Raw genomic sequence first — 20211 nt, forward strand, 5'->3', positions numbered from 1 at the left:
CTTAAGCCCTCCATTCTCTTGCTACAATATAATTCACGCCAATGATTACTACTGCTATTACAACCCACAATAGAAAACTGCCATACCACCGAGCCACCCCTGTTAAAATAGTATACGGCAGTATATAAGCAAGCAGAATTAAACCCATACTTACCAGACCCCAAAAAACCTCATGTTTGCTCATTTGTTTCCTCCTTTTAAATTTTTGTAATATTATGAAAATTATAAATTTAAACTAGCATAATGAGAAATACATATTCTTTATTTAAATATAAATTTTTATAATATATAAATAAGAATAAATAAGAGTCTTTGCATTTTTCCCGGTTAAGCTTGCTGTGGAAATTTATTGCTTATATACTTAAAATAAAATATAGCTATTGCTACTTTTCTAAATTCTCTGTCTTCTTTCAAAGACGCTTGACCAATGTATTAAATGCAGTAAAAGTCCCAGCAATCCGCCTATAGCCGAAAATGTTTTGCATTTGTACTAAAACAAAAATCATCTAGCAGAGGAGTATCTAGAATCGTAAAATGAAAACTGATATCGAAATGACTGCACAGGGTATCCAATCTTTGGAGCTTGGTCTTTCTATACTTAAGAAAATAGGTAAAGCTGAAAAGCCTTTATCTATAACTGAAATATCCGACTTGTGCGACATTTCTAATAGTAAGCTTCACCGATACCTTACCAGCTTTTGCCGGACAGGTTTCTTAAAACGTGATTCCTCCCTTCAATATTCAATTGGGTCGGATCTAATTACTATAGGAGTTAACGCCTCAAAAAGATATAACATTAAAGATTTAGCAAAACCTGCGTTGATAAAATTAAGAGATACTTTTAAATGAAACCGTTTTCCTAACTGTTTGGAGAGGTAATGGCCCCTATCCCATCGATATAGAAGAAAGCAAACGGCCAATAAACATCGGGATTAGAGTAGGTTATCACACGAGTAATGTACTTACCACATCCGGAAGATTGTTTGCCGCATATTTGCCCGAATAGTTAACCAAAAGAGATCATTGACAGAGAAATTCTTGAACATCAGTTAGATCTAGAAGAGCTTAGAAAAGAACTTTCAGAAGTAAGAAAAAACGGGTACTCAATTTCTATGGAATCTCTCATTCCTGGGATAGTAGCAGTCGGTTGCCCAATATTCGGCTGTGATAACAAAATTATCGCGACGATATCAATAGTAGGTATATTAGGCGTATTGGATTTATCAAGTAATTCTAAAATCATTCACACTTAAAAAAATCTTGTAAAAACTTATCAGAATCTTTGAAAAGGGAATGTGAAGAAGTACACGAAAGTTAGAATTCCAGTTTTGGACCCCTCATATTGAGGAGTTTTTGTTTATCTATTTTTTGCTATCGATTATTATTGATCAATCAGTCTGGTAATTCTCTGCAGTGCAAGATTGTAAGACTAATTTAACTGAATCCCAAATATGCTCATGGGTCCGTTTACGAGCCAAAATTGGATCTCTAGCCATAATTGCATCCAAGATCAGCCTGTGTTGGTTTAAAGTATCAAATGATCGTCCGCTGTTTCTTTTGATTGACATTACTCGTATTAAATCAATTCCGGCACGAAGATGAAAAAGCGCGTTTTTGAGGGCGTGATTTCCACTTACTTCTATAAGGAGGTCGTGAAATTCATTATTGAACATTAGTAATTCCGAATCCTGGATATGGCTAGTTTTTTCTAGTTTTTGTTGTGTTAAAAGAAGGAGCTCATCCATTTCCTTAAATTGGTCTAAACTGCCGCGTTTAGCTGCAAGTTGGGCTGCCAGACCTTCCAATTCAGCTCTAAATTCATAAATATCTTCTATTTCTTTAATAGAAAATTTTTTTATTCGCACTCCATGATGCGGTACGGATTCTAATATACGTTCTTGAACGAGCATCTTTAAAGCCTCTCTTATAGGTGTGCTGCTCACTCCCAACAATTCCTTGATCTGCCTTTCTCTTATCCATTCCCCTGGCTGAAAATAACCTGTTACGATGCGGTCGTATAAATGCCTATAAACCGCCATCGATGTAGTTTCCTTCTCGAATTTTCTGGATGTAATCACCCTTCTCCCTCGTTTCTTAAAATAATTAGAAATTCACTCCCCACAAAATAGCATTTTTGCCATTCATTGAGATTAAACAACACTGTGTTCGGGGTTATTGCCTGTTACTGCTTTGTCCTGAAAGATAAATACTTCATCAATATCCAGCGGTTTTTCTCTTGTAAATAATTTCTTATATACAGTAGTGATGTCAGGCATTTTGGTTGCAATACTGAACATAAGAGGAGCTAAATCTTTCTTAATTGGTTCCCTTGTCAAAAACTTTTCCAATGTTAATTGCAGGTTTTGTATCATTTTAACTTCTTCTTTGCGCCTTTCTTGTACTTGTTTCAGCGTATCAAGCGATAAATCATTTTTCTTAAAGCCTTTATAAATAACATCTGCTGCAATCACTGCTGTTCCCATTGCCAGTGTGCTTCCTACTGCTCCCCATGGAGTAACACAATGGGCTGCATCACCAATAAGTAAAAGGCCGTCCTTTGCCCAATCCTTTATATACCGCATCTTACATAAAAGTAATACAAAGGATTTAAAGTCTGTAACCGATTCAAAATGGGCTCTTAGAATAGGCATATCTTCAATAATTTTTTCTTTAAAGGATTCAATGCCCGCCTGTTTAATTTTCTGAAACTCTCCTTTTGTGAGAGAAATTCCACATTGAATAAATCCGCCCAGCTTCGGTAAGAAAAGGTAATTATAATTTTTTTGGAAATAGAAATGGTAAATATTATAATCCCATGATTCCGGCTTTTCGAAAGAAAACCATAATAGGTCGTTATCATAATAATCAAGATCTAGTTCAAAATTGCCCAGTTTTTCAATCGTTGAATTTCTTCCGTCAACACCTACTGTTACTTTGGACTGTATGTTCAAAAGTCCTTCAAACACCCCGTCCTCAGAAAAATTAATTTGTTCGCCTGGCTTGGTTTGGGCAGCTACACCGACAACTTTTCCCCCTTCTCTAAGCAGATCCTTCACTTTAGAATTAAATAATAATGTGAAATTTGGATATTGTTTCGCTTTCTCGAGTAATGCTGCAAGCAGGGTAGGCTGAGTCAATCTTGCACAGTAGCTTTCTTCTTCAATCAGTGTATTAAATGCGAGATTCATAATTTCAACATTATTATGAAAAACGGTCACTTCAGGAATTTTCACGTGAGAATTTGATTCAATATAATCCAATAAATTTAATTGTTTCATCAACTGAACAAAACGCGGCTGGGTAATCTCACCCCGATACTCCCTGTGAAAATCGATATTTTTTTCGAGAACTGTCACTTCCAGCCCCTGCTTTGCCAATAGAAGCCCTAATAGCATTCCAGCAGGTCCAGCACCAACGATACACACATCAGTTTTTACTTCATTTATCAAGTTTTCCATTAGTTACATCACCTATTTTCTTACTATATTTTCATCATTAATAACAGACTGATCACAAAGCAAATTACAGCTTCATTGCTTTTTGTGTATTTATGCTTAAGAGCAAGTGCATAACTGGAACAAATATTCTTCTATGGTAAGGTATAGATTTATTTCAATATTAAAGTGGAGGATATTCTCCTGCGTTCTTCTATCCTCAGGTGTTAACAGTTATAATCTTTTATATAAAAGTGTTATTTGCTCTTTTCAGCACAACTTGAAATCGGGTTTATTTTTGCTTAAAATTTCTGCTTTTTTCTTCTTTTTTTAAGTGAATTATCAACCACAAACAATTTTCAAGATGCCTTTTACTACCGAATGCCGCTAGCGGTGACCTGTTTTTTATGACGAAGAAGCTCCCTTAGCTGCGCCGGTTTGACGGGGATATTTTCCACCTTAATATTCCATTCTCGCAATGCATCTTCTACAGCTGATTGTATAACCGCTGGTACTGGAATTGTTCCGCTTTCCCCTGCTCCTTTCATTCCGAGCGGATTTAATGGGGATGGTGTCTCGACATGCCCAATTTTCATATCTGGAATCTCACAGGATGACGGAACCAAATAATCCATTAACGTACTCGTTAAAAGCTGACCTTGTCGATCATACACAATTTCTTCATACAACGCTGTACCGATTCCATTCGATATGCCCCCTTGCACCTGTCCCTTGACTATAAGAGGATTGAGCAGTTTTCCATTATCATGTACAGATGTATAATCTAAAATTTTAATTGCGCAAGAATTAGGATCAATTTCCACTACTGCAATATCAGTCATTCCTGTCACTGAAGCTGCTTCAGGTGCAAAATAATCTGTTACTTCTAATCCAGGTGTAATATGGTAGGGGAAAGTAGTTCCTGGAAAAAGGCCTCTAGCTTCATGAGCTAATTCGCCGAGACTAATCCTTTTCGATGGTTCATCTACCATAAAAACATACCCGTCCTTCATCTCTAATAATTCCAATGCGCAATTTAATTTTGCAGCAGCAATAGCTTTAGCCTTATCCTTTACTGCTTGAGAAGCTTTGTATATAGCTGTACCGACAAGAACGCCCATTCTGCTGGCAAATGTCCCCGTTCCATAAGTGACAAGCCCTGTATCCCCTTCACGTACATTAACCTTTTCCACTGGTACATCAAATACTTCTGCAGCTACTTGGGCAAATGTTGTCTCATGTCCTTGTCCTTGAGTAGCAGCACTTGTCAGCACTGTAATATCTCCTGTAATTTCAATACGAACAGTTGCCCCTTCAAAAGAACCGAAACCTGTATTTTCAATTGCCGACGCAACACCTATTCCAATATACCGTCCCTGCTTACGGTATTCTTGCTGCCTTTTTCTCCACTCGGTATATTTCGAAATTTCAACGGCCTCGCTCAATACTTTGGCATAATTGCCGCTGTCATAGATCTGCGGTTTGCCATCTCGGGACATCAATCCGGTTCTATATGGGAATTCATCCTCTTGGATAAGATTCCTGCGACGGATTTCTACTGGATCAATGCCAAGTTTTTCAGCTGCCTGATCGAGTAAGCGATTTAAAATTAATGCTGCCTGCGGGCGGCCTGCTCCACGAAATGGAGCTAAGGGAACAGTATTCGTATATAAAACCGTCGCATCGCAAAAATAATTTGGCACTTTATAAGGTCCAGGTATTAAAGTAGAAGTCATAATAGGTACGATGATCCCCCATGGAACATACGCACCATTGTTAGCTAGCATCTTATCCATTACTGATAGGATCTTTCCGTCATTGGTTACTCCAAGGGAAGCTTCATGATACTGCTCACGTTCATGAATGGAACTCATCATATGCTCCATCCGGTCCTCAATCCATCGGACAGGCGCCTTAACCATACGTGCAGCCCATGATACAAGAAAATCTTCCACATAGAAAATAGCTTTCGCACCAAATGCACCTCCAACATCTGGAGCAATTACCCGAACATTAGTTTCTGATACCTTTAACAATTTAGCTAAAATAGATCTCATTTCATGCTGGCTTTGGGTTGCAGCAAACACTTCAAGTGCTGGTTCCGCTCCATTATAATCCCATTTAGCAAGCAATCCTCTTGTTTCAATTGGCAGACAGCTTACACGGCCGATTTTAAATCGATGATGAACCACGACCGGGGCTTCTTTCATAGCTGCTTTGGCATCCCCTACCGACTGCTGAAAATGAGCAGCTACATTTGACTCCAAATGTTGATGTGCTAGAGGAGCATCAAATTTAATGGCGTCATCCAATTGGGCAACCGCTCGCAAAGGCTCATAATCAACCTTAATTAATTCAATGGCATCTTCCGCGATATAGCGGTTTAAGGCAACGACCATTGCTACCGGCTCGCCTACATGATGTACAATGGAATCTAGTGGACGCTGTGTTACCGGGACTAACTTCGGATGTGGGAACAGTACAGGAAGTGAATCGAAGTCCGTTCCATCATCTGGACCAAATACCGCAACAACACCAGGCAGCTTTCGAGCCTGCTCAAGATCGATGCCCAGAATTCGTGCGTGTGCATGCGGACTTCGCAAAAAGGCGGCACATAACGTTCCTGGAATGTTTAAATCTGCGATATAGCGTCCATCGCCGCGAATTAAACGGGGATCGATTTTTCGCTTTATGGGTTTCCCTATGTACTTCATGTTTGCTCCTCCTCATTCCTGACAGGGCCTTTTTTTATCGCATCTCTTATTAGCTCAGGCCGTATTGGTAAAGAAGTAATATTGATCGGGTATTTATCCAGAGCATTCGTGATTGCGTTGGCAATTGCCGGTGCAACAGCAACAGTTCCTCCTTCACCTGCTCCTTTGACGCCAAGCGGATTTAACGGCGACGGGGAATTTTCAAAAATTTCAATATTAATTTCAGGAACTTCCATAGAGCTAGGTATTAAGTAGTCCATAAATGAACCCGTAATTAGCTGTCCCGTATCGTCATATCTGAGCTCTTCATAAAGTGCTCCTCCGAGTCCTTGAGCCATACCTCCAACAAGCTGCCCTCGAACCAATAAAGGGTTAATTGCCCGGCCGATATCATAAGCAATATAGTATTTTTCAATTTTGACTTTTCCTGTTTCTGAATCAATTTCTATTTCAGCAGCGTGTATACCTGATGGATATGACATATGATCGATAGAGAAGGTATATTTTTCATGCAGATCAATTCCTTGATCTTTGCATTTCACAACGATGTCTTCTAATGGACCTAGTTCTATACTATTTGAGATTTGGATAATTTTTTGATTCTGTATGTCCAGTTCCTCTCTCGGAATGTGATAATGGGCAGCAGCACCCTCCAATAATTTCTTTTTTAGGGCTGCTGAAGCATACCAGGCGGCAGATCCACCGACCACTGTTCCACGGGTTGCAAAGGAGCCGTTTCCTTTTTCAACTGTATCTGTGTCCCCATGAATGACTGTAACTTTAGAATAAGGAATACCTAATTGATCAGCACAAATCTGGGCCAGTGCAGTCTTCACCCCTTGCCCTACATCCGCCAGTCCGGTTTTGCATATTAATTCTCCATTTTCCTTCATTTCAACTTCACAAAATTCCCAAGGACCGAGCCCTGACTTTTCAACAAACATCGCAAATCCTAACCCGAGTAGCTTTCCCTCTTGTTCAGCTTGCATCTTTCTTTCTGTAAAATGATCCCAATCCATTGCACGCCGTGCCGCATCTAGAATAAATGGATAATCTCCACTATCGTATTCCACCACCTGTCCGAGAGCAGAGATTCCATTTGTATAGGGCATTTGTTCCGGTTTAATCAGATTCCTTTCTCTAACCACTGTCGGATCCAGATTAAGTTTCTTTGCAACCATATCAATAATCCGTTCTCGTACAAAAGTACCTTCAAACCTGCCTGGACCACGATAGGTTCCAGTGGGGGTTTTATTGGTTGCCACTACATGTGTAATGAATTCTAATGCTTGAATATCATATGGGCCTGGCAGCAAACCTTGTGTCAGAACTGGAACCGTTACTCCGTGCGTTCGAATAAATGCACCGGTATCGACAAAAATTTCATCTTTCAATGCATGTATTCTCCCGCTCTCGTCAAACCCCACGACTACATGGTGTTTTTGTTCACGTGAATGATTTGTCGCCTTCATATGCTCAAGCCGATCCTCAATCCATTTCACTGGCCGGCCAAGCTGAAGAGCGGCATACGGAATTAGGTAATCCTCCGGATAGAATTCACCTCTCGGCCCAAAACCACCACCCACATCTGTTTCAATGAATCGAATGTCTTTTGGTTCTTTCTTTAAAAGGGTAGCGAGAATATTGTGGTTGAAATGAACAACTTTTGTAGGTCCAAACACCGTAAGCCTATTTTTCTTATCAACAAATGCAAGGAGTCCCCTTGTTTCGAGTGGTATGCCTGAATGTCTCTGTACATATAAATCTTCTTCTAAAATATACGGACAACTTTTCAATTGCTCCTCGACAGATCCTCTTTTTGAATGAATAAGAAAGAGATCATTGCTTCCGATCTCAGGATGCAATACAGCTGTATCCGGGTGAATCGCTGACTGTACATCAGTGATAGGAGGTAATGGTTTATATATGACTTCTATCAGGTCCGCTGCATCCTCTGCTGTATATCTTGAAGATGCCACAATTAGCACAACCGGTTCCCCGACATAGCGCACTTTTCCTTTTGCAAGGGGGTATTGCAATGCTTTCGTTAAAGCTTCGTTTGGAGCCAGACGCATCGGGATCGGAGAAAGATCTTTTGGCAGATCCTCTCCAGTCACCACCATCAGTACATCCGGAAGATTACGTGCTTTTTCTGTATCTATTCGAAGAATATTTGCGTGAGCATGTGGACTGCGTACAATGACAGCTTCACATTGTTCAGGCAGCTTAATATCTCCCACGTATTGTCCATTTCCTGTAATTAACCGAGGATCTTCAATTCGCTTAACGCTCATGCCAATGCTCATACATTCACGGCCCTTCCGGAGTGTACCCCCTGCTCTTTAGCAGATTCTGTATCGCTGCTTTTATTTTTATTTAACGTCTCAGCTGCCAGCTCTACTGCATCAACGATATTCTGGTAACCGGTACAACGGCATAAATTGCCGGATATTCCTTCGCGGATTTCCTCACGGCTTGGATTAGGGTTTTGCTGAAGGAAATGGCAGGCAGACATAAGAACTCCAGGTGTACAAAATCCGCATTGGAGGCCATGCTTTTCCCAGAATGCTTCTTGCAGCGGATGAAGCTCTCCGTTAGAGTCTGCTAATCCTTCAACTGTAATCACATCAGATTGATCAGCCTGAACCCCAAAAACTAGACAAGACCTGACAGGCCTCCCATCCAGTATCACCGTACAAGCTCCGCAAATGCCGTGTTCGCAGCCAACATGGGTTCCTGTTAATCCAAGTTCATCGCGAATAACATCGGATAATAACATACGAGGCTCAACTGAAGCAGTATAGGCTTTACCGTTCACAGTCATAGCAATTTTTTTCAAATTTCTTTGCATGTTGATTCCACCTCCGAAAAATACTAGTAATCTATGGTTGTTGTTTTAATGCTCTCTTAGCTGCAAGTTCCAATACACGCTTTGCATATGTGATACACAAATCCCGGCGATATTCAGCACTTGCATGAATGTCCGGCTCAGGATCTACCATATCTCCAATTCCCATACAGCATTCTGCTATAAGATTTTGATCCGGGATCTTACCAATAAGACCATCCGTAACTTCATCTAAGAGAACTGGGACACCATCAACCCCTCCTAAGGCGAGTCTTGCTGCTTTCACTTTGCCTTCCACATCCAAGGTTACTGATGCTGCAGCCAGGACGATTGCAAAATCTCCTTTTCTTAAGGTAAATTCATCTATTGCGTATCCTGTATTGGCTGGAGGTATCGGAATCTCAACCGATACTAATATTTCATTCATTTCAATTGTAGTTGTTAAATATGTCATGAAGAACTCTTCTGTTGTAACGGTCCGTTGCCCCTCTGCTGATGCAAGGGTGATAGTTGCTCCAAGTGTACTAAGCATCACTGGCAGTTCTGCTGTCGGGTCCGCGTGTACGACACTGCCCCCAATTGTTCCCCGGGACCTAATCTGAGAATGTCCAATCAGTTTCATTCCTTCTGTAATTAACCGGCATACTTGTTCAATCTCCTTTGATTCCTCTATCTGATAGTGCCGGGTCAATCCGCCGATTTGAATAACTGAATTGTTAATACGAATATAATTAAGTTCTTTAATTTGATTGATGTCGATAACAACCTTTGGTCGAGCTAGACGCATATTCATCATAGGGATAAGGCTCTGGCCTCCTGACATGATTTTTGCATCGTATCCAAACTCATTCAATAAATGCAATGCCTCTTTAAGCTCTGATGGAGAATGATAGTCAAAAACCGCTGGTTTCACGTTATACCCTCTTTCCTTCCTAGTTTATAAGAACAGTCAAGTGAATTGAGCCGCCACAAAAGCAAATGTTTTTCTAGCTAGAATGTCAATTTATCAGTTTGGTTGGCGGTGAATGTTCCGAAGGTTAAATTATTCTTTTTTAGGCGAGAAGTATTGATATTTTAATGGAGATTGAAAATTATGAGAATGATTTTATTCCTTTTTTCAATTAACTTACTGATCTACTTTTTGTTTCTTTGGCGATTTTTTTAAAGAAGTCTTTAACAATCATCTTGGCAATGCCTGATAAGATTCGCTGTCCAACACCAGCAATAAGTCCGCCAACCTGTGCTTCGCCATCATATCGGATAGTCGTATTTGGATGATTATAGTCCAGTTCAACGACAGCATTGCCTTCTAAAAATCCCATGTTGCTGTCTGCCTTCATAACTAGCCGATACCTGTTCGGTTCAGATTTTTCGAAGATATTAATCTCAGCCTCATATTCACCACGCACCGCTGCAATACCTAGTACAATTTCCGCCTTATAGCTGTCTGGCGCAATTTCGTTCAACACTTTACACCCAGGTGTTGCCTTCTTTAGGACCTCAGGATCATTTAGAGCATTCCACACATCTATCTGATTTGCATCAACAATAACTTCACCTTTTACATTCACAATTAGTACCACCTTTACTGTTATTTGTTTAGTCATGAAAAATTCTAATATGGAATGTTTGTGCTATCAGAAGAGATGCTGCAGCCGCAAGTGACTTTGTTATAGATATTTATTAGAATTTTCATTTTATTATAAAAATTATAAAATATATAATATATAATTGTGAAATACGTAAATTTAATGAAATAATAAAATTTTTTTATTTATATAGTTATTTATCCATCGGCTATCACTCGAATAAAGACATTTTAATTAGACAATATAATGTAATATGGCCTTATCCCTTTACAGATTGAGGTGCACAAAACAGATAGCAAAAGTTTTTCATCTAACTGTCTGCAGAGATAGATCTTTATTGGATAACCGGGACAGACATACAAAAAAAAGGCTACTTTGAGATCAATGGATCTGCTTAAGTAGGCCTTCTTAAACTTTCGGCTTTATTTATATTTCGCTATTCTGAACCATGTGTTCTTAATATGGTATTGTCTTAGCATCCTGCTCCGTTTTTGTCTCCACATTTTGCGAATTTTGTTGACCTGTTAAGGTATTTATTAAGATATAACATAAACCTGCGGACACAACACCGATTACTGCTGGTATAAAAAATCCAGCCTGCAATGAAATATATCCTAATACACTTCCAACCAGCCAGGATATCATCGCTTTCTGGTTAACCATTAATTCGGCTTGCTGTTTTTTTACAAAAAATTCTTGAGCAATGATAATTCCAGGTACCGGTGGTATTAACACTGATAAAAATGTAATGATCGGAAGAATATTTGAGTAGATTCCCCCTGCAGCCAATATGGCAGCAATCGAGGCTATAGCCACCGCGATATGCTTATGTTTGATTTTCCCTTTGTATTTCGTATCTTGTATAATATTTTGAATAGCAAGACTAGCACCATAAATATTGTTATCCTGTGTTGTCCATAAACAGAATACTGATGCAAAGAAGGCAACCAAGACTAATCCTAGACTTGCCATTGCTAATGCGAAGTCTCCTTGGCCGGTACTAATGGCAATTAATACACCGGCAAACTGGAGTCCAAAACAGCCAAGAATAAAAGCTATTATCCCAGCAATAAATACATGCGATTTTTTATTAGCATACCTGCAAACATCAGGCGTAATTGTTGCACCAAAAATCCATCCCCCAACAATAGCTGCCGTTGCAGTTGAAAATGCAATCGGGGAAGCAGGTATATAGCTTAAAACTCCTTCAAATCCACCTGACGATTGTCCGACCTTGTAAACCCCGTAAAAAGATAATATTAGCGCTGCTGGAACGCCAACACCACTTATGATTTCCAATCCTTTGTACCCCCTTACAGCAGACTGCAGCCATAATAATATGGCAACTATAGCTGTAAGGGGAACAGATAATGGCCACCAGTCAAACGTTTGAATAACCAGACGAGAAAAAATGTCTCCATTAAGTGCAACCCATGTTATTGCTGATAAGGCAAGCAGACTTGAAAATATGTAAGAACCACTTTTCCCAAATGCCCTTTTCGACAGTAATGAAGTTGATAACCCGGTTTTATAAGCTGCAATGCCAGTTAATATGACAATGCTGATCAAAACTAAGTTTCCTATCGTTAATGCGAGAATAGCATCAGTAAACTTTAAACCGACACCAACGGTACCTCCGATTACAAAATTTGATAAAGCAATGGGATAACCTGCTAAAACTAAAATCAAACTAAATAGATTTTTCCTCTTGTGTTGTGGAACTTCACCAAAAGCAAACTCAACATTTTCCTCATTGGATGGTTTGATATTATTCATTTAATCCCCCTATACTTGTATTTTAAAAGCAAAAAATTCTAAATACACAGATTATTACATATTATACTGTGCTTATTTGTAAGAGTGGAAATACGTAATTTTTATGTAATTATCTAATTTCTTTATATCTTTTTTATCTTAAAAAATAACTCGCAACATACTCGCCTGCTCATTAATACAAAACGGGAAATCTCATAAATTATAGAAAAAAATAAAATGAAGACCCAAAAAGTTAATAAAAAGAGCCTTCGCACATTAACATTCTATATGTAACTATGAAAACAAATGGGTAAATCATTACAACCTCCATATTGGCCCGATGAGAAATCAATTTCGGATCAAATTGGAATAAGTTATTATTTACTTATTGTGATTAACAATTTACATATAGTGAATACATGTTATAATAAATTTTATATATAAAAATATTCATAAAATTCAGTCGATATTAGAAAGGGGATGTTTTTCATTAACCTATTGTATTTAGAAACATTCTTAATTGTTTGCAATAATGGAAACTTTACAGAAGCCGCAAAACGTCTTTTTGTTCCCCAACCAACCATTTCCAACAGAATTCGTTATTTAGAAGAAGAACTAGGGCAAGAATTGTTTGTTAGAGGAAAAAAAGGCAAACGAAGTGTAGAATTAACAAGAGCAGGAAAGATGTTTCTTCCGTATGCGGAACAAGTTATTGCTACTATTAATGCAGCGAAAAGCGAATTAAACCAAGACGCTAATGAAAATTTGATGACCATAGGCAGTTCTATTGCATTAACCCATCCTTTCATCTACGAAAAAATCAATTTACTCAATGAAGTTCACAATAAAAATATTAATCTCCTTATAATGGACCACTCCCTGATCGCTAAATCACTTATTGATGGAGTTCTTGACCTGGCTTTCGTGACTGAACCTATTATCAATAAACATTTAGAATCTCACCCAGTATTTAATGAAAAATATGGATTAATTGTCGCTGAAAAACATCCCTTGTCCAAAAAAAAATGCTTGGAAAGTGTTGATGAACTAGAAGAGGAATTTTTAATTTTTTACAAAGCCTTATCTAAAGATCAAACAACATTAAGAAACATTAAATGTAAAAAAAGAATTATGACCAATCAAATTGAATTAGTGAATGACCTTATTCATAATCACAATGGTGTGTCATTTCTCCCTTCCAAAGCCTTCGAAAATCAAATAAAGAAAGGGAAATTAGTTCACGTCCCTATACATGATGATTTACTAATTTGTGAAATTCAATATTTTGTAGCATACAGGAAATATGAAGTATTCTATGAGGATATCTTCTTATCCGAACCAACCTCAGTCAATTATTAAGCGATAATGGATACTCAATAGAAAGAGCCCTTTAAATGGAAAAGAACTTAAAGAAGATTTTGGGGCAATTTGTTGAGACACGAGGTGATTTTACAAATGAGACTTTCTACTCCCTTTCGTTATCTCCCTTTGCTCCTTATTTTACTGCAAGGCAAAAATTTACATATAAAATAGGTTTGCTATGTCTCAAAGTTCACATTTAGTGGACTAGTTATCAAAAAAGCCTATAAACAGAAAAGTTACCTCCATATAATCTATAGACAATTCGAAATCAGTATCAGTGACAAATTTCTCTGTTTCAATTAACTTCTCTAGTGATGAAATAAAAGATCTTTTTTCAAGGTTTATAACTCAGCTACTAATTGTAGTTTTACCTTACGTGCTGAAGTATTTTGCATCGAAGAGATCTATTATTATTCCGTAAAAAATTATAACTTTCTTGAAAGCGAGTATATGCATAAGAATAAAAACAACTCACGTTTTTTCTCCTAAATTAATGCATATAAATTCATTTTAAATATTCAGCAATACCCCTTCCGTTGTATTCCCCAACAATTTCATGCTTCAAAATTTTCCTAAAACCTCTTTCGTAAATGGAATCCCCTATGTTATTAATAGTACCTATGGCATTGGATCTGTTTTTGTACATTGATGAAAGAACACTTTCCATCCCCCTTATTGATTTCATGATTGAATTTAGCAATGAATCCTGTGGAGTTATCTTGTTACATAACCGATAGATAGATAACACTACATCTACAGATAAAGAATGATTTTTGAAATCACTCATTGTCCTCTTTTCACTGTTTATGCCTTCTTCATAATTCCTTTATCCTTGTTTAAAACTTGCCAGAGTTTCCAATTTCAAAGAATCAGGTGAAATTAATTGATTCATTTCTTTTTGAGAAATGCGATTTTCGGGTCTTAACAACTTTCCTTCCAACTCTCGTAAAAGTTCTTTTAGTTAAGACTGACTCTCCATATAAATCATTGCTTCGAGGCGGGATTCTGAAGTTTTTAACATTACTTGGTGTGTATTAGTTTACAGCTTCGTTTAAATTTTTTGTGTGATGGACAAATTATCTACGAGGTGATGCAAAGTGCAATTCCCCATCATACATACAAACATTTGGGATGTTGTGTTAGTAGTTCCGCTGATCATGGTTCTTACTCAGCTATTAAAAATCTTTTTACATATACCTAAAAAATTTGTTCCGTCCATTTGCCCTAACATTAGGGTTTATCATCTCCATTTTTATCAGCCATCGTTATAGCCTGACAGCTGGGATTTTCATGGGCTGGTTTTATGGCTATGGAGCTATTGGAAATTATGCTGTCCTGAAAACATCTATTAAAGCATATAGAAGCAGCAAATAACAGACGATAATTTCTCCTCGTTTTGAAGCCTTTGAATTATGGCCATTCCTCATAAATCAACCATTATCTTTTCAGATTTAGAACCGTGTTTTAAATGAAGTTTTTCTAGAACGCTCAATTAGGAATTCAGTTTCTGAGTTACAATAACTTCCCTTCTTTCCCCTTTTTATCATAAATTTCCTTTTATAAATAAAAAAAGATCCCCTGTTTTGCGGGGGATCCTTCAGTCTCTATTTTATACGCTTCAGTTGCCTATACATCATTTATCCGATTATAATCCGCTCTTTTGGATAATGATATGTATTTTTCTCAGGTTTTCCTCCCATAAAGAATAAGAAGGTGAACATCCCAATTTTGCCTATAAACATTAACAGCATGATTACGATCTTCCCGCCAGTGCCCAAATCAGGTGTGATACCCAGCGACAGACCGACAGTGCCGAATGCGGATGAAACTTCGAATAAAATTTGCATTAGTGAAAAGGCCGGCTCAATGTTCATAAGGATGAGTACTGCCACAGCACAGAGAAGCATGGCTGTTGTGAAGACCACAAATGATTTGATGATATCTTCTTCATCGATTTCCCTTTTGAATATTTTTATTGTCCTGTTCCCATTCGCATAATAATAAATGGTAAGCAGCATCACTGCAAACGTGGTTGTCCTTATTCCACCTCCGGCGCTGCTAGGAGATGCTCCTATAAACATGAGGATGCATAGAAAAAAAAGTGTAGGTGCCGAAAATTCACTGATATCATTAATGGACATTCCGCCAGTTCTCGATGATGTAGAATAAAACAAAGAAAGAACGAAAGATTCGTGCCAAGTCTTGTCTGCATAGAAATGTCGGTACTCAATTAGGTAAATAAAAATGGTTCCTATAATGATTAATAAGAAAAATGTGACGGTGGTGATCTTTGTAAACAAAGTAAACCGGAATGGAAGATTCCCCTTATGTCTAAACCACTCACGTACCTCCATTAATACCGGGAATCCAAGTGACCCGATAATAAAGAGTACCAAATTAAAGCCCACAACAAAATAGTCGTTTGAAAACGGGATTAACGATTTTCCTGTAATATCAAAGCCAGCATTTGTCGTCGCGCAAACAGACGCAAAGAACCCCTGTAAATAAGCCTCTTGCCAGGTGGGAAAAAATTTTTGGAAATATGTACCCAATATAATAGCCCCGATAAGTTCAATAACAACAAAGAAAAAGAGAATCATTCGTATTAGCCTAACGATTCCGGATACCGTCGCTTGGTTTTGTTCAGTTGTCATGAGCATTCGTTCCCTAAGCCCTATTTTCTTTCCGGCTAAGAGCCAAAGCATTGTTCCAAAAGCCATGATTCCTATTCCACCGAACTGAAGGATGCCTGCAAATATGAACGTCCCTGGAACACTAAGGACCTGACTTATGTCAATTGTAGATAAACCAGTTACAGTTACCGCACTAATTGAAACGAATACTGCATCAATGAATGTTAACTCTGCATTGGGCTTTTGAGTTATAGGAAGCAATAATAAAATGGTTGATAGAGCAACTGCTAGTATATAATAAAATACAATTATTTGAGCTGCTGAAAATCGTCTTGTAATGTTCGCTAGTAGAGTGTTCATGTTTCTCCAGTTATATAGAAGTTGTTGAAAAAATTATACCTAACCAACAAATAAAGAATTGTGCCACGTTAAGTTTCTTTATTCATTTTTAAATAAAATTTACCGGTGCAGCTTATATTCTCCAATTATATTTGAATGTATAGTATCTAAAGATCTTTTTTAGAAAAATTGATTGTTAAGATAATGCCTTTCAAAAGCTATTTAATGCAACCATATCACTATATCTACTTCACTTCAACTGACATTATTTTTATAGAACGGATATTTGTGCATATCTATATCCGATGACCTCTTAAATCCTCTCGAATCTTGTTTAATTATGTCGGGAAATCGATATATTTCCGAAAGTGCTTGATAAAATCTATAAGTCGCTTATAAAAATGCGAACTTGATGATATATTTTCGTGGACGAAAAAATATGCAGATTTGACGATACCTGACGGGGGCTCTTTCCATAGTTTTTGTCTCATTATAAAGTCGCTGATATCTTTGTAAAATTGCTGCTTTCACTATTAAAAGCTGATAATAACTCAAAATATATAAATAAAGCCTTGTATGTTAATGAAAAAAGATAATGATTACAAAGAGAGTTAAACTTTTAATAAAATAAGTGAAAACCGTTAGAAATGAACCATATTCACGTTGTACTCCGCTAAAAATTTACTTAGGCATGATACGTTTTAAAGTGAAACTGCTCAGGTTGATTAAATGATTAATACTAAGAATATCCCATATATCTCCCATCTAAAAATAGCATATACGAATACCACAAGCCAGCATTGGACCATTGTGAAATCAAAAAGAACTGCTTCGGTAAAAGCGAAGCAGTTTTCTTTTTTACTTTACTATCAAAACAGGACATTTTACTCTTTTAACGACTTTATGACTAACACTGCCAAGTACCATTTCTTGCAATGTGTTAAGTCCCCGGCTGCCAATGATAACTAATTGAAAGGATTCTTTATTTGCATAATCTACAATGGAGGGACCCGGTTCCCCTCGAAGAATTTTGATATTGTAAGTAATGTTTTTCGATTTCATATGCTCTTCAATTGGCAGTACCTTTTTCCGCCGGGTAAGTTCTAGTTCTTCTTTCCCCATTGAATGAATAACTTCATCCTTTGCTTTCGAATAATCCACCACATACACTACTTCAATCGTACAATCACCGACTAATGACGCGATCTTAACTGCCTCTTTCGTTGCACGCAGGGAATGATCAGAACCATCTACAGCTAATAAGATGTTTTTATACATACTTCCACCCCTAAAAGGTTAATGAGTCGATAATTTCGGATCTGCCTGAGTATAAATTGCCAGTTTTTCCACCAGCCGCTTACTGGCTGAATCTAAACCTTTAATCGTTACTTCGTTATCATTCTCACGGTATTTTAAGACAACTTTATCAATAGCACCTACGGCCGAATCGTCCCAAATATGTGCTTCAGAGAAATCAATGATGATATTTGTATTTTTAACTGTAAAATCAAAAGAGTCGATAAACCCTTCAACAGATGCAAAAAACAATTGTCCATCTACTTCATAAAGGGTGCCTGAATTTTTATCTTTTGCTGTTACTTTGATTGTTGAGATTTTGGCTACAAATAATACAGCACTTAGAATAACTCCCGCAATAACTCCTTTGGATAGATCATGAGTAGCCACGACGATCACAACGGTAACCAACATGACAATCGCATCACTCTTTGGAGCTTTATAAAGGTATTGGAACGACGACCAGTCAAACGTGCCAATGGAAACCATTATCATAATTCCTACAAGCACAGACATTGGAATTTGTACAACTAAGTCACCCAGCACGATGATAAGGAAGATTAAAAATAACCCTGCAGTTAAGGTAGAAAGTCTGCCCCGTCCGCCAGACTTTACATTAATGACGGATTGCCCAATCATCGCACATCCAGCCATACCTCCAAAGAATCCTGTAATGATATTTGCAATCCCTTGTCCCCTGGATTCACGGTTTTTGCGGCTTTCAGTACCTGTCATGTCATCAACAATCGTAGCTGTTAATAAAGACTCTAATAATCCCACGATAGCTAATGCTATGGAATAAGGTAGGATAATTTGAAGTGTTTCAAATGTAAATGGAACATCTGGTATAAAAAACGATGGTAAAGTTTGTGTTATATTGCCTAAGTCTCCAACAGTCCGTAAGTCTGCACCTGAATAAATAGAAACAGCTGTTAATAAAATGATAGCTATCAAAGGAGCAGGAACAGCTTTAATAAATCTAGGCAATACATAAACAATCAGCAGGGTAATGGCTACAAAGATATATGTTAAATTTGAGATTCCAAGGAAGTACGGCACCTGAGCCATAAAGATTAGAATCGCTAATGAATTAACAAATCCAATCATTACGGCTCTTGGAATAAACCTCATTAACTTCGCTATTTTTAAAACACCAAAAATCACTTGAATAATACCTGTTAAAATTGTCGCCGCTAAAATGTAATTCAAGCCGTGTTCCTTCATTAAAGGTGCCATCACTAACGCCATAGCACCTGTTGCGGCAGAAATCATTCCAGGGCGGCCGCCTGCAAAGGAAATAATCACTGCTATTAAAAAAGATGCATACAAACCGACCATTGGGTCTACTCCAGCTATAATTGAAAAGGCAATAGCTTCCGGTATTAATGCTAAGGCTACAACAATACCCGAAAGGATATCTCCCCTAATATTCGAGAACCACTCCTGTTTTATTTTTTCACTCACTCTTTTTCACCTCAACTGTTTAATTTCAACTGTAATTTAAATACCAAGATAATATTAAATTCACAAAGCATAGTGTAACATCTACTATCCCAAAAAGGAACCCTTTTGAGACTTTTCTTTTTACTTTATCGATATGTTATTATGGTAGCAGGGTATCAACTGTAAGGGAGAGTCTAAATGTTAATTGGGTATATGAGACCGTACGAAGATGACCTCGATTGTAAATACCAGCTAAATAAATTAATTGATTTGCATTGTGAAACCATTGTATCTGAGGAACATTCTTCTGCTAAAAAAAGAACACAGCTTACTGAGATGATAAACAACTTGAACGAAGGTGATAAAATAGTTGTGACAAGACTTTTTGCACTGGCAGATTCTACACGCCACCTGGTTGAACTGTTAGAAGAGATTAATTTTAAAGGTGCTTATATTTTCTCTCTGCATGAGGCAATAGATACAAGTGATAAAGCAGGATACCAATTCTATGATATAGTGAAACATCTGCTAGATTTCCAGAGTGATGTGATAAGTGAAAAAACAAAAAAAGGATTAACGGAAGCAAAACAAAAAGGAATTACAACAGGACGCCCAAGAAAACCTGACGAAAATGTGCAAAAGGCTATCATAATGTATCAAAGCAAAAAATACAGCTTGGCTGAAATAAAAAAGGAAACAGGAATCAGTAAATCCACATTATATCGCTACCTGGAAAATTAATGTTCCTAAATACTACAACGTTTGAAAACCAATCCATTGATTAACCGGAAAATGAAA

Annotated in this window: 17 protein-coding genes and 1 pseudogene; 5 read left to right on the plus strand and 13 right to left on the minus strand. The window is 37.5% G+C overall.

The window, feature by feature from the left end:
- Position 1: 1 nt before the first annotated feature.
- Entirely contained in the window at positions 2–184 is a 183-nt protein-coding gene (locus tag D0469_RS06200; RefSeq protein WP_117325775.1) for a hypothetical protein, read from the minus strand.
- A gap of 350 nt (positions 185–534) precedes the next feature.
- Between D0469_RS06200 and D0469_RS06205 the strand changes: the two genes are divergently transcribed.
- Together D0469_RS06205 and D0469_RS22085 are read left to right on the plus strand one after the other, a co-directional pair.
- Entirely contained in the window at positions 535–849 is a 315-nt protein-coding gene (locus tag D0469_RS06205) for a helix-turn-helix domain-containing protein (RefSeq protein WP_117325776.1), read from the plus strand.
- A 185-nt stretch (positions 850–1034) separates the two neighbouring features.
- Positions 1035–1253, plus strand: a complete 219-nt coding sequence (locus D0469_RS22085) for an IclR family transcriptional regulator domain-containing protein (protein WP_407675731.1) — start codon at positions 1035–1037, stop codon at positions 1251–1253.
- 135 nt (positions 1254–1388) lie between these two features.
- Here D0469_RS22085 and D0469_RS06215 read toward each other — a convergent pair whose 3' ends face one another.
- The 8 genes from D0469_RS06215 to D0469_RS06250 form a co-directional block, all read right to left on the minus strand.
- Positions 1389–2078: a GntR family transcriptional regulator gene (locus D0469_RS06215; protein WP_117325778.1), complete on the minus strand. Its 690-nt coding sequence runs from the start codon at positions 2076–2078 to the stop codon at positions 1389–1391.
- 72 nt (positions 2079–2150) lie between these two features.
- Positions 2151–3458 (minus strand): FAD-dependent monooxygenase, encoded by a 1308-nt coding sequence (locus D0469_RS06220; RefSeq protein WP_117325779.1) that lies wholly within the window; start codon positions 3456–3458, stop codon positions 2151–2153.
- Positions 3459–3808: 350 nt separating this feature from the next.
- Positions 3809–6148 (minus strand): xanthine dehydrogenase family protein molybdopterin-binding subunit, encoded by a 2340-nt coding sequence (locus tag D0469_RS06225; RefSeq protein ID WP_117325780.1) that lies wholly within the window; start codon positions 6146–6148, stop codon positions 3809–3811.
- Positions 6145–8442, minus strand: a complete 2298-nt coding sequence (locus D0469_RS06230) for a xanthine dehydrogenase family protein molybdopterin-binding subunit (protein ID WP_158553368.1) — start codon at positions 8440–8442, stop codon at positions 6145–6147. The genes D0469_RS06225 and D0469_RS06230 overlap by 4 nt, the downstream gene beginning before the upstream one ends.
- Positions 8443–8450: 8 nt before the next feature.
- Positions 8451–8999, minus strand: a complete 549-nt coding sequence (locus D0469_RS06235) for a (2Fe-2S)-binding protein (protein WP_117325782.1) — start codon at positions 8997–8999, stop codon at positions 8451–8453.
- Between the two features lie 31 nt (positions 9000–9030).
- Entirely contained in the window at positions 9031–9909 is an 879-nt protein-coding gene (locus tag D0469_RS06240; RefSeq protein ID WP_117325783.1) for an FAD binding domain-containing protein, read from the minus strand.
- 208 nt (positions 9910–10117) lie between these two features.
- The gene (locus D0469_RS06245) at positions 10118–10567 is read right to left on the minus strand and encodes a CoxG family protein (RefSeq protein ID WP_158553369.1); all 450 of its coding nucleotides are present in this window, start codon (positions 10565–10567) and stop codon (positions 10118–10120) included.
- 474 nt (positions 10568–11041) lie between these two features.
- Positions 11042–12361 (minus strand): cytosine permease, encoded by a 1320-nt coding sequence (locus D0469_RS06250; protein ID WP_117325785.1) that lies wholly within the window; start codon positions 12359–12361, stop codon positions 11042–11044.
- A gap of 459 nt (positions 12362–12820) precedes the next feature.
- Between D0469_RS06250 and D0469_RS06255 the strand changes: the two genes are divergently transcribed.
- A complete protein-coding gene (locus tag D0469_RS06255; protein ID WP_117325786.1) occupies positions 12821–13699 on the plus strand; it encodes a LysR family transcriptional regulator in 879 nt (292 codons plus the stop codon).
- Between the two features lie 508 nt (positions 13700–14207).
- Here D0469_RS06255 and D0469_RS20830 read toward each other — a convergent pair.
- Entirely contained in the window at positions 14208–14489 is a 282-nt protein-coding gene (locus D0469_RS20830; protein WP_142919166.1) for a hypothetical protein, read from the minus strand.
- Between the two features lie 310 nt (positions 14490–14799).
- On the opposite strand from D0469_RS20830, the pseudogene D0469_RS21520 reads away from it, so the two are divergent.
- A pseudogene (locus D0469_RS21520) lies at positions 14800–15076 on the plus strand (hypothetical protein).
- Positions 15077–15339: 263 nt separating this feature from the next.
- Here D0469_RS21520 and D0469_RS06265 read toward each other — a convergent pair.
- The 3 genes from D0469_RS06265 to D0469_RS06275 all read right to left on the minus strand — a co-directional run bounded on the left by D0469_RS06265 (position 15340) and on the right by D0469_RS06275 (position 19434).
- Positions 15340–16695: a TrkH family potassium uptake protein gene (locus D0469_RS06265; protein ID WP_117325787.1), complete on the minus strand. Its 1356-nt coding sequence runs from the start codon at positions 16693–16695 to the stop codon at positions 15340–15342.
- An 837-nt stretch (positions 16696–17532) separates the two neighbouring features.
- Positions 17533–17952, minus strand: a complete 420-nt coding sequence (locus D0469_RS06270) for a universal stress protein (RefSeq protein ID WP_117325788.1) — start codon at positions 17950–17952, stop codon at positions 17533–17535.
- An 18-nt stretch (positions 17953–17970) separates the two neighbouring features.
- On the minus strand, positions 17971–19434 hold the full coding sequence (locus tag D0469_RS06275) for a SulP family inorganic anion transporter (RefSeq protein ID WP_117325789.1): 1464 nt from the start codon (positions 19432–19434) through the stop codon (positions 17971–17973).
- A 177-nt stretch (positions 19435–19611) separates the two neighbouring features.
- On the opposite strand from D0469_RS06275, the gene D0469_RS06280 reads away from it, so the two are divergent.
- Positions 19612–20154: a recombinase family protein gene (locus tag D0469_RS06280; RefSeq protein WP_117325790.1), complete on the plus strand. Its 543-nt coding sequence runs from the start codon at positions 19612–19614 to the stop codon at positions 20152–20154.
- The last annotated feature ends 57 nt before the right edge of the window (positions 20155–20211 follow it).

Origin of the sequence: Peribacillus saganii, from assembly GCF_003429095.1 — a bacterium.
GTDB lineage: Bacteria > Bacillota > Bacilli > Bacillales > DSM-1321 > Peribacillus > Peribacillus saganii.

Bases quoted from the DNA above. Each gene is read 5' to 3' on its own strand.
- D0469_RS06255 (WP_117325786.1), top strand. From the start codon at position 12,821: ATGTTTTTCATTAACCTATTGTATTTAGAAACATTCTTAATTGTTTGC.
- D0469_RS06220 (WP_117325779.1), bottom strand. From the start codon at position 3,458: ATGGAAAACTTGATAAATGAAGTAAAAACTGATGTGTGTATCGTTGGT.
- D0469_RS06225 (WP_117325780.1), bottom strand. From the start codon at position 6,148: ATGAAGTACATAGGGAAACCCATAAAGCGAAAAATCGATCCCCGTTTA.
- D0469_RS06280 (WP_117325790.1), top strand. From the start codon at position 19,612: ATGTTAATTGGGTATATGAGACCGTACGAAGATGACCTCGATTGTAAA.
- D0469_RS06230 (WP_158553368.1), bottom strand. From the start codon at position 8,442: ATGAGCGTTAAGCGAATTGAAGATCCTCGGTTAATTACAGGAAATGGA.
- D0469_RS06200 (WP_117325775.1), bottom strand. From the start codon at position 184: ATGAGCAAACATGAGGTTTTTTGGGGTCTGGTAAGTATGGGTTTAATT.
- D0469_RS06235 (WP_117325782.1), bottom strand. From the start codon at position 8,999: ATGCAAAGAAATTTGAAAAAAATTGCTATGACTGTGAACGGTAAAGCC.
- D0469_RS06205 (WP_117325776.1), top strand. From the start codon at position 535: ATGAAAACTGATATCGAAATGACTGCACAGGGTATCCAATCTTTGGAG.
- D0469_RS06265 (WP_117325787.1), bottom strand. From the start codon at position 16,695: ATGAACACTCTACTAGCGAACATTACAAGACGATTTTCAGCAGCTCAA.
- D0469_RS06250 (WP_117325785.1), bottom strand. From the start codon at position 12,361: ATGAATAATATCAAACCATCCAATGAGGAAAATGTTGAGTTTGCTTTT.
- D0469_RS06270 (WP_117325788.1), bottom strand. From the start codon at position 17,952: ATGTATAAAAACATCTTATTAGCTGTAGATGGTTCTGATCATTCCCTG.
- D0469_RS20830 (WP_142919166.1), bottom strand. From the start codon at position 14,489: ATGAGTGATTTCAAAAATCATTCTTTATCTGTAGATGTAGTGTTATCT.